12 protein-coding genes are annotated in these 12,848 nt (G+C 55.2%); 7 read left to right on the forward strand and 5 right to left on the reverse strand.

Annotation, left to right across the window (positions count from 1 at the left end; translation table 11 throughout):
• The first annotated feature begins 9 nt into the window (after positions 1-9).
• The gene (locus tag GAP13_RS05210) at positions 10-1,122 is read left to right on the forward strand and encodes a PSP1 domain-containing protein (RefSeq protein WP_158906901.1); all 1,113 of its coding nucleotides are present in this window, start codon (positions 10-12) and stop codon (positions 1,120-1,122) included.
• Between the two features lie 60 nt (positions 1,123-1,182).
• Here GAP13_RS05210 and ccsA read toward each other — a convergent pair whose 3' ends face one another.
• The 4 genes from ccsA to aspS all read right to left on the reverse strand — a co-directional run bounded on the left by ccsA (position 1,183) and on the right by aspS (position 6,212).
• A complete protein-coding gene (ccsA, locus tag GAP13_RS05215) occupies positions 1,183-1,968 on the reverse strand; it encodes a cytochrome c biogenesis protein CcsA (RefSeq protein ID WP_158906903.1) in 786 nt (261 codons plus the stop codon).
• Complete coding sequence (locus GAP13_RS05220) at positions 1,965-3,194, reverse strand: cytochrome c biogenesis ResB family protein (protein ID WP_158906904.1); 1,230 nt, start codon at positions 3,192-3,194, stop codon at positions 1,965-1,967. Before GAP13_RS05220 ends, ccsA begins: the two co-directional genes overlap by 4 nt.
• A gap of 94 nt (positions 3,195-3,288) precedes the next feature.
• A complete protein-coding gene (locus tag GAP13_RS05225; protein WP_158906922.1) occupies positions 3,289-4,101 on the reverse strand; it encodes a C-GCAxxG-C-C family protein in 813 nt (270 codons plus the stop codon).
• Between the two features lie 335 nt (positions 4,102-4,436).
• The gene (gene aspS / locus GAP13_RS05230) at positions 4,437-6,212 is read right to left on the reverse strand and encodes an aspartate--tRNA ligase (RefSeq protein ID WP_158906906.1); all 1,776 of its coding nucleotides are present in this window, start codon (positions 6,210-6,212) and stop codon (positions 4,437-4,439) included.
• Positions 6,213-6,342: 130 nt separating this feature from the next.
• On the opposite strand from aspS, the gene bcp reads away from it, so the two are divergent.
• Positions 6,343-6,816 carry a thioredoxin-dependent thiol peroxidase gene (gene bcp, locus GAP13_RS05235; protein ID WP_158906908.1) on the forward strand — a complete coding sequence of 158 codons (474 nt, stop codon included), beginning with the start codon at positions 6,343-6,345 and terminating at the stop codon, positions 6,814-6,816.
• Between the two features lie 53 nt (positions 6,817-6,869).
• On the opposite strand, the gene GAP13_RS05240 is transcribed toward bcp, so the two are convergent.
• Complete coding sequence (locus tag GAP13_RS05240; RefSeq protein ID WP_158906910.1) at positions 6,870-7,574, reverse strand: FadR/GntR family transcriptional regulator; 705 nt, start codon at positions 7,572-7,574, stop codon at positions 6,870-6,872.
• A 182-nt stretch (positions 7,575-7,756) separates the two neighbouring features.
• On the opposite strand from GAP13_RS05240, the gene GAP13_RS05245 reads away from it, so the two are divergent.
• The 5 genes from GAP13_RS05245 to GAP13_RS05265 all read left to right on the forward strand — a co-directional run.
• On the forward strand, positions 7,757-8,716 hold the full coding sequence (locus tag GAP13_RS05245; RefSeq protein WP_158906912.1) for a TRAP transporter substrate-binding protein: 960 nt from the start codon (positions 7,757-7,759) through the stop codon (positions 8,714-8,716).
• A gap of 9 nt (positions 8,717-8,725) precedes the next feature.
• Positions 8,726-9,229: a TRAP transporter small permease gene (locus GAP13_RS05250; RefSeq protein ID WP_158906914.1), complete on the forward strand. Its 504-nt coding sequence runs from the start codon at positions 8,726-8,728 to the stop codon at positions 9,227-9,229.
• On the forward strand, positions 9,229-10,512 hold the full coding sequence (locus GAP13_RS05255) for a TRAP transporter large permease (protein ID WP_158906916.1): 1,284 nt from the start codon (positions 9,229-9,231) through the stop codon (positions 10,510-10,512). The genes GAP13_RS05250 and GAP13_RS05255 overlap by 1 nt, the downstream gene beginning before the upstream one ends.
• Positions 10,513-10,515: 3 nt before the next feature.
• A complete protein-coding gene (ilvD, locus tag GAP13_RS05260) occupies positions 10,516-12,174 on the forward strand; it encodes a dihydroxy-acid dehydratase (RefSeq protein ID WP_158906918.1) in 1,659 nt (552 codons plus the stop codon).
• Between the two features lie 90 nt (positions 12,175-12,264).
• A partial coding sequence (locus tag GAP13_RS05265; protein ID WP_503473373.1) for a hypothetical protein occupies positions 12,265-12,848 on the forward strand: 584 nt, incomplete at its 3' end.

Raw genomic sequence — 12,848 nt, forward strand, 5'->3', positions numbered from 1 at the left:
GAGAGTACAATGTCCGATGAATATACTGATCATAACCTTCCGGAGGAAATGTTCGATATCCTCCATGAGGAAGAATACGAAACCCCGAAGCAAAGCAAGGCGCCGCCTGCAAATGCCGAAGAGCTTCCGCAGCCGATTTACCGGCTGAAAACATTGCATTCAAGCGAAACATTTCATGCCTACTATGTGCCGACCGGCTCAGAAACGCATTTCATGAAGCAGTGCGATCTCGAAGCGGCGCTCGAAGGCCCCAGGCCGCAAGAGAAGCCTCAGGCGCCATCGCTGGAACAATGCAGGGTGAGCCTTGCGGTCAATACTGCCGAACCTTCCGCCGCCCAGGCTGTGGTTGCAGCAGCATTCATTATTCCAAACCGCTCTCTCGTCATCGCGCCGACCAAATATGGCCGCGACCTTGTTGAAGTGCTGGGAGTGGTGCGCGACCTCAGCGTGGTAAATGCGGATGAACTTGTTCTCATTGAGCGCCCGGCGACCGTCGACGACTACCGCCGCTACCTCGAAAATCTCGAGCGCGAAAAAGAGGCCTTGGCAAAATGCCGCGAGCGTATCGAAGCGCACAACCTGCCTATGAAGCTTGTCTCCGCCCACTGTCTGCTCGAGGACGGCAAGATTCTGTTTTTCTTTACTGCTGAGAGCCGCGTCGACTTTCGCGACCTCGTGAGAGACCTCGTAAGCCTGTTCCATGCGCGTATCGAGCTGCGACAGATCGGCGTTCGAGATGAAGCGCGCGTAACCGGCGGCTGTGGCGTCTGTGGGCGCATTCTCTGCTGTCATGGGCTTTCTGACAAGCTCAATCCTGTCTCGATCAAAATGGCCAAGGACCAGAACCTTTCGCTCAATTCCCTCAAGATTTCAGGTCCATGCGGCAGGCTCTTGTGCTGTCTCAGCTACGAACACCAATTCTATCGAGATGCGCGCAGAGAGCTTCCGAACGAGGGCAACCGCTTTACATACGACGGCACCTTGTTCAAGGTGATCGAAGTCAATGTGCTATCGAACAGAATACGGATCGCCGGCGAAGATGGCAGGCTGCTCGACATGGATGCCGCGCGTCTCAAATATGCTGACGGGCACTGGACGATTATCGAGGAAGAGCAAGTATAGTGTTCTCAACCTTGGGTAAAGGGCGGAGGGGCGGGGCTTGAAGGCCCCCGGCGCGCCGCCTTACGCGTAACTGTGCAAACCCTTCAAGAGGAAATTCACCCCGAAAAAAGTGAACATCGCAATCACAAACCCGATGATGACAAGCGCAGGCACCAGCTTGCTCGTGCTTTTTCGCACAAGCCTGAAATGTAGGTAGGCGGTGTACGTAAGCCATGTGATGAGCGCCCATGTCTCTTTCGGATCCCAGCTCCACCAGACGCCCCAAGCCTTTTCCGCCCAGATCGCCCCGAAAATCAGCGCGCCTGCGGTAAAAATTGGGTAGCCTACGGCAATGCTCGTGTAGGTAATTCGGTCGTAGCTGCGGCGCTTCTCTTCGTCCTTGCTGACGAGCTGCAGAATCGCGCTCACAAACCCTACCGCGAAGAATACTTCGCCGATAAACGTAAAGGATACATGCAGCACGAGCCAGCCCGACTGAAGCGCGGGTATAGGCGGCTTTATATCTGATGGAGCGAGGGGGGAACTCGCGAGCGCAAGGAATATCACTGCAATGATGGTAGCGCCGAACGGGATAACCCTATTCCCTTTTGCTGATTTGAAATATCGCAGCGCGAAAATAAGGAGCGCCAGGAAGCATGCGAGGAATATGAGCGACTCAAACATCCCGGTTAGCGCCACAAAGCGAATCGCAATACTGCGCCGCACAATCTCGACAAGCAGAAGAATGCCTGCTGCCAGCGACAGCCACGGCGAAATGCCATCCTGTCCGCCTTCTTTTTTGAATAAAAACACAATCTGAATGACAAGGCTCAAAAGAAGGAGCCCGAACGCAATAGTCGCAATCATGCAAGTATTCCTTTCAATTTACGGATATAGGTAATGAATACGCCGAGAATGACGAGGATGAAGCCCGCCGCCACAAAGGGGTATCCTTTGTCGCTTACAACCGCGAGGCCGGAAACCGGCTGGTCGATATAGCCTGAGAAGGTAAAAGAGCCGATTTTTTCGCCGGGAGCGGCCTTGACGACGGTGCGCTTGCCGTTTTGCTCGAGGAGGAAGATGGCGCTTGGGGCCGCGGCTACGGCGGGCGCAGCTGCAACAGCAACGGCTGCAGCGCCGCCGGCGCCCTGCGACGTGTCGAGCGCCATAAAGAGCACAAAGCCATCTTTTGTGGTCTCGCGCATGCCTGGCTCAAGGAAGAATTGCATGCCCATCGCATCTCTGAGCACGACCTGCTTTTCGGTATGCCAGTTCTGCTGATAGATCGAGTAACCTTTAAGGCGCAAGGGCGTGTTAACGCGAATGCGATACTGGGGGAGCTCGGCGATGGGCGTCGAGGGGGCTGGGGATGATGGAAGCCCAGGGCCGGCTCCAGTCTCAGCCGAGATTGCAGGTGCGGCGGGCGCAGCAGAAGAAGTAGCAGGCTCGCTGCTTGATGCCTTCGCGCTCGAGAGCGAATTATTCAGCGTGGGATCAGCAAATCCTGTTGTCCCCAGGGTGTCGCCGCCCTCTTCTTCGTGAGTGAGCACGGGCGCAGAAGCTTCGGGCGGCGGGTTTTTATCGATTGCGACAGTCGATTCCCAGGATTTGGGCCTGCCATCGGGATATTGCTCATACTTGAGATCGACGAGCACAATCTTCGCACCACCAGGGAGGCGCGCCGAATCGCCCTTGCGCAAGTTTATGAATGTTTCGGTGCGCGAACGCGAGGTCAGAATGCCGCCAAAAAGCAAGATAATGAGGCCAATATGGAGAAGATCAGGTCCGTGGCGCCGTTTCTCCCGCGGCTTGAACAATTCGTTGGTGAGGCGATGAAATGTGCAGACAGTCAGATTGATCGCGAATATCGCCGAAACCAGCAGGAACAAAAAGCTCGAAAAGACATGGTCGAGCGCAAGCGCAAGGATTATGCGCGAACCCGCCCCCGAAAAGTGCTCAATATAGTAAGAAGCGGCCTTGCCCTGCGGAATGATGCCGCCCGCTATCGCAAACAGCGCAAGCAGCACCAGCAGAACGACCGCCAGCTTTACTGAGCGCAGCGCGTTGTAGAGTTTATCGAAGAATGCTTTCATTGTGCCTCATTCAATCAAGGTTATGTGCATCATACCTACAAAAGGAGCGGGGCAGCTACCCCGCTCTCTGATTGGTGTTCTGAACCTTGTGTAATTAATGAGGCTCGTGGCAGGTGGTGCAGGCCATCTTGCCTTCCATATCGCCTTCATGGCACTGGATGCAGGCAGCTGTCTGATCATCTACCTTGAATGTCGGTACAAAGGTTCCAGCCTTCCATGCATTGAGAAGCTCGACTGCATGAGCGGCTGTATCGCCGGTCAGTCGTGCGCAGCGCTCTTTGCGCTCTGCAGTGCCAAGCTCGTAGCCGGATTTCTTGATCCAGTTGGCGACCGATGCATGGCAGAGCGGCGAATTGGAGACGCTGGTTACATGCACTAGCGTAGGATAGGGCTTGGCATCATATTTAAAGCCTTTCGCCGAAGCGATTGCATTCGACTTATCCGAAGGGAAGGGGGTAATCGTATACCAGCCCAGAAGTTCGGAAACAAGTTTGTTCGTGTCAGCATCGGGCGCGACAAGATTGATTGCTGCAGCAGCGCCATTGAGCGCGCCACAGAGGGTTCCCCAGTTTGCTGCGCCGCCACGGCCATATCCAGCCATTCTGTAAGGGATCTGGTTATAAGGTCCGCCGACTTTTTCACGAAGCATCGACAGAATTGCGTAAAATGCTCCATACATACAGCCAGCCATATAATATCCGGCATGGCCTCTCAGCCGCGCTTCTTCCGGATCGAGCTCGACATAGGGAAGCGGTGCTTCCGCAACTGTCCCTGTCTGTGTCTGGGCTCCCGCAATACCGGTGCCGAATACCAGAGCGCCTGCAGCGACACCTAGACCAATACCCGTTGTCTTCAAGAAACTTCGGCGCGAAACATCTTTCTCAAGAATTTTCTCGACTTCTGCCATAATTTTTCCCTCCTCCAGGACAAGATTCCATTTTCAGTATGTATTATAGCATCGTTTTAATATTTTGCAATATTTCATTCAATTTTTATATTTATATTATTATTTATATAATATTATACATATTATATATAGCAGAAGTGCAGAGTCGGGCGTCTTGAAGACAGGAGGTACACGACTAGGGCTTGCTTTCTGTCGGCTAAGCGCTGGCAGCATACGCGCCCCAATAGCGCATAAAAACCCCGAAACCAGCGCTGGCCAGTTTCGGGGTTTGCAGATTCTGTATTGTTTGCAGGCGCAACAAACTATTTTACACAAGGTTGAGAGCACTACACGCGCTACTCTTCCTTTTCAATCTTGATATGCAATTCCTTGAGCTGGCGCTCGTCCACCTCGTTCGGGCACTGGTCCATGGGGCTCACCGCAAAGGAGTTCTTCGGGAAGGCGATGACTTCTTTTATTGATGTTTCGCCGGCCATGAGCATGACGAGGCGGTCAAAGCCGGGCGCGATGCCGCCGTGCGGGGGCGGGCCGTATTTGAATGCTTCGAGAAGGAAGCCGAACTTGCGCTGGGCTTCTTCGTCGGTCATGCCGACAATGCGGAAGATGCGCTTCTGCAGCTCGGGGTCGTGGATGCGGATGGAGCCCGAGGCGATTTCATAGCCGTTGAGCACCAGGTCGTAGAGGTCGCCCTTGACCGCGCCGGGGTCGGCTTCGAGGCTGTCGTGGTACTGGGCCTGGGGCATGGTGAACATATGGTGGGCGGCTTCCCAGCGCTGCTCTTCTTCGTTGTACTCGAAGAGGGGGAAGTCGACGATCCAGGCGAAGGCGAACACGGCGCGGTCGCAGAGGCCGATGTCTTTTCCGAGCTGGGTGCGCACAGCGCCGAGGGCGGTGCAGGCAATTTTCTTTTTTTCGTCCGCGACGAGGAGAATGAGGTCGCCGGGCTTCGCACCAAGGTCCTGGATAATGCGCGCGTGATCCGAGAAGAACTTGGAGGCGCCGCCTTCGAGCACGCCAGCTGGCGAAACTTTCATCCATGCAAGGCCATGGGCTTTGTAGACTTTGGCCTTCGCTTCGAGCTCTTCGATCTGCTTGCGAGAGTAATCGGCTTTGCCAGGAACCACGAGGGCTTTAACTGTACCGCCCTTGGTGACAACCTCATGGAAGGCCTGGAAGCTGCAATGTTCATCCACAAAGGGGGCAAAATCCTGCAGTTCCATTCCGAAGCGCAAATCAGGCTTGTCCGTGCCAAAGCGGTCCAGGGCTTCGTCATAGGGAATGCGCACGAACTGCGCAGGCAGCTGGACGCCCAGCGTTTTCTTGAAGACATGCCCCATGAGCCCTTCGACGAGCGTGAGCACATCCTCGCGGGTCACAAAGCTCATTTCGATATCGATCTGGGTGAATTCAGGCTGCCGGTCGCCGCGCGAGTCCTCGTCGCGATAACAGCGCGCAAGCTGGAAGTATTTGTCAAATCCAGATACCATAAGGATTTGCTTGTAAAGCTGTGGCGACTGGGGAAGCGCGTAGAATTTTCCGGGGTAGAGCCTTGAGGGCACAAGGTAGTCGCGCGCGCCTTCGGGAGTCGAGCGGATAAACGTCGGCGTCTCGATTTCGTAAAAACCATTGCCGACAAGGTATTCGCGCACGGCAAAGGCTGCCTCGTGGCGCAGGCGGATTTTTTTTTGCATGGAAAAGGAACGGAGGTCGAGGTAGCGGTATGTGAGGCGCATATCCTCTTTGGCGTCGGTGCTCTCGTCGATCATGAAGGGCAGAGGAGCGCAGCGCGAGAGAATTTGGATGCGCTCCGCCTTGACTTCGATTTCGCCCGTGGGCATCGAGGGGTTGACCATCGTGTCGGGGCGCGGGCGTACAGTGCCGCGGATGGAAAGACAATATTCCATCTTGAGGTCAGCAGCGATATCCAAAAGCTCGCGCGGAGAATCGGCGTCGACGACGACCTGCGTGACGCCATAGCGGTCGCGAATATTGATGAAGGTGATTCCGCCATGATCGCGTTTGCGATGCACCCAGCCATTGAGAACCACTGATTTGCCAATGTCGGCGGCGCGGAGTTCGCCGCATGTGTTTGTCCGCTGTTCAAATAACATAATACGCGTATTCTATAGGGAGAAAAGAAAATCAGCAAGGACGCGGGCTGGTGCAGGGGGGCGATTTTTGGCGGCGCAGGCATATTTGTGTATATTCCAGAATAAATAAAGTCTGCAAGAAGGAGCGAGTATGATTAAAGAAGGTGAGCGGGCGCCGAATTTCGCGCTCAAAGATGCATCCGGAAAAACATGGACATTGGCGGATTTTCGCGGCAAGCCATTTGTGCTCTACTTTTATCCGAAAGACAATACGCCTGGCTGTACAACCGAAGCTTGCAATTTCCGCGATCGCTATGACGAATTCAAAAAGCGTGGCATCGAAGTGGTTGGTGTGAGCGCCGATTCGGAAAAGTCGCACCAGTCATTTGCAGCCAAGAAAAACCTGCCCTTTATCCTGCTGTCAGACCCGGGCAAAACCACAATCAACGCCTATGGCGCCGCTGGCGAAAAGAAACTGTATGGCAGGGTGTTTTTTGGCACAATCCGATGCACCTTTGTCATCGACGGGGAGGGGGTAGTGCGAAAGGTGTTTCCGAAGGTGACGCCAGCGGGACACGCGGACGAGGTTCTTGAGTGGCTCAGTAGTGTTCTCAACCTTGGGTAAAGATTTTTTCTGAGTGCTGAGCGGGCCGACTGCGCACGCTCGCGCAGAAAGCCTCAATTTTTTTTGGTGAGCGCTTTGAGCGCTTTCAGCGCGGAGCCGAGGTGGTGTCGCTGTGCTTCCTCTGCTCCCTGGGGGTCCTGGCGTGCGATGGCTTCGACAAGGGCTTCGTGCTCGGCGACGATTTTGGCGGGCCAGCCGTCGATGGCGAGCAGGATGACGCGGCTCATGGAGATGTAGCGTTCCATAGTCGCGGCGAGGCCTTCGTACAGGCGTGAGAGCAAAGGATTGCGCGCAGCGTTCACGATGAGCATATGCAGGCGCGAATCCCATTGAGCGCCTTCTGAGGCGCCGCCGTCGGGTCTCAGGCTCGCTTGCTCAAGATCGGCTATGCATCGGCGCATGGCTTTGACTTCTTCATCGCTGCGGCGAAGTGCGGCCAAACCAGCAATGGGCACTTCGATCACAAGGCGCATTTCCATGAGCTGGCAGAGCATTTCTTCGGGCCAGAGCGAGGCAAACCGCAGGCTTGCCACAAAATCGTCAGCTGCCGGGGCGGTGATGAATGTACCTTGCCGCTCGCGTACTTCGAGATATCCCAGTGCCTCCAGCGTGATAACTGCTTCGCGGAGGAGGTTGCGGCTCACGCCCAGCGATTGCGCAAGTTCGCGCTCCGAAGGGAGCTTGCTATCCGGGAAGCGACCGGGCTCGGCAATCATTTTGCGCAGTTGCTGTACAAGTTCTCCTCGCTTTTTTTCCATACAATATTCCTTATTTTTGCATATTTAATCAGTTTTAGCGCAAAAGCTCTTGACGATAGTATATACTTATTTTAAAATCCGTGCAATTCTGGTAGTACCAAGGTATTACCACACATATGCGGCAAGCAGGGCTGCATTCACGTGCATCTCTGCCAGGCCGAGCTTTGTAAAGGGGGTTTTGTATGAAACGTGTACTGGCAGTCGCAATGCTCATGGCGATGGTTGGTGTCCCGCTCTTTGCGATCGATATCAAACTCGCTCATGTTGTCAACGAGCAGGATGCTTTCCATCTAGCAGCAACAAAATTCAAAGAACTGACCGAAAAGTATACGAACGGCGAAGTCAAGGTAACCATTTTCCCCAATGCCGTGCTGGGCGATGAGCGAACCCTTCTTGAGCGCATGAAGATGGGTATTGTCGATGCAGGTGTCATCACTTCCGGTCCCTTTGTCAATTTTGTGCCGAAATTCGGTGTGGTAGATATGCCCTTCCTTTTCAGGGATGCTGAGCATGCCTACAAAGTGCTCGATGGCCCGATAGGGGACAAGCTTTTCGCTGACCTCGAGCCGCAGGGATGGAAGGGGCTCGCCTGGGCGGAACGCGGTTTCCGTAACCTTACCAACAACAAGCGCCCGATCAACAAGCCCGAAGATGTCGCGGGCCTCAAGATCCGCCTGATGCAGAACCCGATCTATGTCGATTCATTCAAGGCGCTTGGCGCGAACGCCGTTCCGATGGCCTGGACCGAAGCGCTCACCGCGCTCCAACAGCACACGATCGACGGCCAGGAAAACCCGCTCAATGTCATCGTCTCCTTCAAGCTGTACGAGAGCCAGAAGTACCTTGCAATTACGCGCCACGCCTATGCGCCTGCGCCAATCATCATGAGCATGATGACATGGAAGAAGCTCACACCTGCCCAGCAGACAGCAGTGCTCAAAGCCGCCCGCGAAGCTGCACAGTACGAGCGCGACTACGATAACCAGAATGAAGCTGGCTGGCTCAAGGAACTTGCCGACAAGGGCATGGTCATTACGAGGCCGGATCTCTCAGCCTTCCTCAAGGCCGTCAAACCAGTTTACGACACCTATTCGGATAAATTCGGCAAAGACCTTATCAACGCTATTTTGGAGACAAAGTAGGAGGCGGAAATGGCTGAGTCCGACAAGGCCGGCCGGAATGCCTCTCCACTCCATCTGCTAAGTGATGGAGTAAACAAAGTGACAGAAGGGGCGCTCTTTGCGTCCCTTCTTGTGCTGGTGGGGGTAACATTCCTGCAGGTAGTGTTTCGATTTTTCTTTACTGCGCTGACATGGTCAGAAGAGCTTTCGAGTTTTCTGCTGGTATGGGTGAGCCTTCTGGGCACTGCTGTGGCATTTAAGCGCGGCAGTCATATCGCGGTGACATTTGTTCTTGACAGGCTGGGGCCTTTGGCGCGGCGGCTCGTGCAGACGCTTGTTGCGCTGCTGGGCCTTGCGTTTTTCGGCATCGTGGTCTGGTACGGCGGGGTGATGATGGGATCGGAAGCATCGCAGGTGACGCCGGCCATGGGGCTTTCGATGCGATGGATCTATCTTATGTACCCGATAGCGGGCGTCATCATTGTGTTGCACATTGTCGACTCGCTGGTTGCGGTCTGGCAGAAGGAGGCATGATGGGCTACCTGCTGTTCGGTGCGTTTTTTGTGCTCATGCTGATCGGGGTGCCTATCGGGCTCGCTATTGGGCTGTCGGCGCTCATTGTGTTTGTCAGCATGGGTATTCCTTTGCAGATGGTTCCCCAGACACTCCTCGAAGGAAATAATTCCTTTGCGCTGGTTGCAGTGCCGTTTTTTGTGCTTGCCGGGGACATTCTCGCAAAAGGCGGTATTTCGGAGCGCATTGTGGCGTTTGCGGAAGCAGCACTTGGGCGGATTCGCGGGGGACTTTCTGTCGTTTCGGTGCTCGCATCGATGTTCATTGCAGCGATATCGGGCTCGGGAGCGGCGACCACAGCGGCGGTAGGGGCTTCGCTTCTGCCTGACATGAAAACAAAGAAGTATGATGTTGCCGAATCCGCGGCGCTCATTGCGGCAGCGGGAACCATCGGCGTCGTCATTCCGCCGAGCGTGCCGATGGTGCTGTATGCCGTTATTGCGGGCGAGTCGGTCGCCAAGCTGTTTGTGGGCGGCTTCATCCCGGGTATTTTGATGGGGCTCGGGCTTATTGGGTGGGCTGCATACAAGGCAAAAGTGCGCGGATATCCGAGGGGAGAGCGGCTCCCACTGAAAGTGGTAGGCAAGCGCTTTTTGTCGTCATTCTGGGGGCTTATGTCGCCTGTGATTATTCTCGGCGGCATCTTTACGGGGATTTTCACGCCATCGGAAGCGGCGGCCGTGGCGGTTGTATATTCAATCGTGATTGCGGCATTCGTCTATAAAGCCCTGGATTTCAAGAAATTTTACAAGCTGGTTGTGGGCTCTGGAGTGACATCGGCGCTGATCATGTTCATCATTGCGACCGCGAAGCTGTTTGGCTGGGGGCTCGCATTCTATCAGATACCACAGGCGGTGGCCTCGGCAATGCTCAAGCTGACGGGCAATGTGCCATTCCTCGTGTATTTGATGATAGGCATCATCGTGCTGCTCGCGGGGATGTTCATGGAAACGGCCTCTGCGTTGATCATACTGACGCCGATATTTATCCCTGCGGTTGTGGGGGTCGGCGGAAACCTCGTCCATTTCGGCGTGGTGCTCACAATCGGACTCGCAATAGGCATGGCGACGCCGCCCGTGGCAATCGATATCTATGTCGCATCAGCAATAACGGGTCTGCCGATGGGCAAGATATCAAAGCCGATATTGCCGATGATTCTCATTCTCGCGCTGGTTTTTTTTGTTGTTATGTATGTTCCGGATATTGTGATGGTGCTCCCACGCCTTGTGATGGGGAAAGGATAGAACATGATAAGTGATCGGGCAAAGAAAGGTGCGAGCCGTGCGCCGCATCGTTCACTCATGAAAGCCAATGGATTTGCCGATTGGGAAATCGAGCGGCCATGGATAGGGATCGCGAATCCATATAACCAGATCATTCCGGGCCATGTCCACTTGCGACGGATTACCGAAGCTGTCAAAGCAGGTGTGTACGCAGCAGGCGGGCTACCGATCGAATTTCCTACGATCGGTGTCTGCGATGGCATCGCGATGAACCACATCGGGATGAAATTCTCTCTGCCATCGCGCGAGCTCATAATGGATTCGATCGAGGTGATGGTGAGGGGGCATGCCTTCGACGCCATTGTTCTTGTGACGAACTGCGACAAGATCATTCCCGGCATGGCGATGGCTGCGGCCAAGCTCAACATTCCAGCCCTTGTCATATCGGGCGGGCCAATGCTAGCGGGGCGTTATCAGAATCGCGATGTCGATCTTTCCACCATGTTCGAAATGGTAGGAAAACATGCTGCAGGAACGATCAGCGATGAGGAACTTGCTGAGATCGAAAACGTGGCATGCCCCGGCTGCGGTTCCTGCGCAGGCATGTTTACTGCAAATACGATGAACTGCATGATGGAAGCTTTGGGGCTCGCACTGCCGGGCAATGGGACAATTCCTGCGGTATACGCGGAGCGGGACAGGCTTGCCAAGGATGCGGGGCGAGCAATCATGGCGCTTGTCGAGCGGGATATCAAACCGCGCGATATTCTTACCCGCGCTGCTTTCGAGAATGCCATTGCCGTAGACCTGGCTCTGGGCGGGTCGACGAATACCGCATTGCACTTGCCGGCAATTGCGCATTCGGCGGGCATCGATCTTCCAATCGATCTTTTCAACGAAATCGGAGAGCGAGTGCCACACCTCTGCAGTATGTCGCCGGGCGGTCCACACCACATTCAAGACCTGTATGCCGCTGGCGGTGTGCAGGCAGTCATGGCCAGGCTTTCGGAAAGGGGACTTATCAAGACAGGCGCGCTGACAGTGACCGGCCAGACAGTGTCCTCCAATTTGAAGCGTGCGCGCGTGCGAGATGATAATGTCATCCGGCCTCTCGACAAGCCGTATCATGAAAAGGGCGGACTGGCGGTGCTCCATGGTTCGCTTGCTCCGCTCGGCTCGGTGGTCAAACAAGCCGCAGTAGCACCCGAAATGATGGTACATACCGGGCCTGCCCGCGTGTTCAACAGCGAAGAGGAAGCTTATGCAGCCATTATGGCGCAGAAAATCAACGATGGCGATGTCGTCGTGATTCGCTATGAAGGGCCAAAAGGCGGGCCGGGCATGCGCGAAATGCTCTCGCCTACTGCAGCGCTTGCGGGAATGGGAAAAGACAAGACTGTGGCGCTCATCACAGATGGGCGATTTTCCGGTGCGACCAGGGGTTCGGCGGTTGGCCATGTGTCGCCCGAGGCAGCTGAAGGCGGGCCAATTGCGCTGGTTCATGAAGGGGATCTTATTCGCGTCGATATCCCTGGCAAAAAGCTCGATATCCTTGTCGGCGAAGCCGAGCTTGCGCGGCGCAGAGCGGAATGGAAGCCGTATGTGCAGCCTGTTGAGAGTGAATTTTTGAATCGATATCGGCGCGCGGTGACATCGGGGGCGAGAGGGGCGATCCTTGAGTAGTGCTCTCAACCTTGTGTAAAGAATTGAAGCAAAGATAGTCAGTTTGTGCGAATACCTCTATGACCGCCCCTGCGGTCAAGGAGGGTATTCGTGCACTGGTTTGCCTTTTGTCCCAATCCGAACTGTTCCTACCATCACGAGGCCCCCGCCTCGCCCTGGGCCTATGCGATTGGCTGGTATGCTACCAAGGCCTTCGGGAAGGTGCGCCGGTTCCGTTGTTCGCGCTGTCATACAAGCTTTTCCACCCAGACCTTCTCTACGCACTACTATCTCAAGCGCATTGTCTCGTACCGGGATGTGCTCTATAGGCTGGCAGGCGGGGAGAGCCTACGGGGGATGAGTCGCGCGCTCGGGTGCTCGCTTTCGCTGCTTACGACCCGTATCGACCGACTGGCTCGCCAGGGTATTGCGCTCCACGCCCGGATGCTGCGCGCTCGGCGAGGCAAGGAAGACATCTGTATCGACGGCTTTGTCTCCTTCGACTGCTCGCAGTACTTTCCGAGCGAAATCCCCATTGCGGTGGGACGGACAAGCGGCTTCGTGCTCGATGTCAGTCACTGCACACGAAAACGCTCAGGGAGCATGCGGCAGGACCAAAAGGCGAAGGCACAGGCGCTCTATTCGACGATTCGGCTCGAACGGGGTGGGATCGGGCGGTCATTCAGGGAGGTGCT

This window comes from Rectinema subterraneum (assembly GCA_009768935.1).
GTDB classification, from domain to species: domain Bacteria; phylum Spirochaetota; class Spirochaetia; order Treponematales; family Rectinemataceae; genus Rectinema; species Rectinema subterraneum.

Coding starts and splice junctions, on each gene's coding strand:
- bcp (WP_158906908.1), top strand. CDS start 6,343: ATGATTAAAGAAGGTGAGCGGGCGCCGAATTTCGCGCTCAAAGATGCA.
- GAP13_RS05250 (WP_158906914.1), top strand. CDS start 8,726: ATGGCTGAGTCCGACAAGGCCGGCCGGAATGCCTCTCCACTCCATCTG.
- GAP13_RS05220 (WP_158906904.1), bottom strand. CDS start 3,194: ATGAAAGCATTCTTCGATAAACTCTACAACGCGCTGCGCTCAGTAAAG.
- GAP13_RS05225 (WP_158906922.1), bottom strand. CDS start 4,101: ATGGCAGAAGTCGAGAAAATTCTTGAGAAAGATGTTTCGCGCCGAAGT.
- ccsA (WP_158906903.1), bottom strand. CDS start 1,968: ATGATTGCGACTATTGCGTTCGGGCTCCTTCTTTTGAGCCTTGTCATT.
- ilvD (WP_158906918.1), top strand. CDS start 10,516: ATGATAAGTGATCGGGCAAAGAAAGGTGCGAGCCGTGCGCCGCATCGT.
- GAP13_RS05210 (WP_158906901.1), top strand. CDS start 10: ATGTCCGATGAATATACTGATCATAACCTTCCGGAGGAAATGTTCGAT.
- GAP13_RS05255 (WP_158906916.1), top strand. CDS start 9,229: ATGGGCTACCTGCTGTTCGGTGCGTTTTTTGTGCTCATGCTGATCGGG.
- aspS (WP_158906906.1), bottom strand. CDS start 6,212: ATGTTATTTGAACAGCGGACAAACACATGCGGCGAACTCCGCGCCGCC.
- GAP13_RS05240 (WP_158906910.1), bottom strand. CDS start 7,574: ATGGAAAAAAAGCGAGGAGAACTTGTACAGCAACTGCGCAAAATGATT.
- GAP13_RS05245 (WP_158906912.1), top strand. CDS start 7,757: ATGAAACGTGTACTGGCAGTCGCAATGCTCATGGCGATGGTTGGTGTC.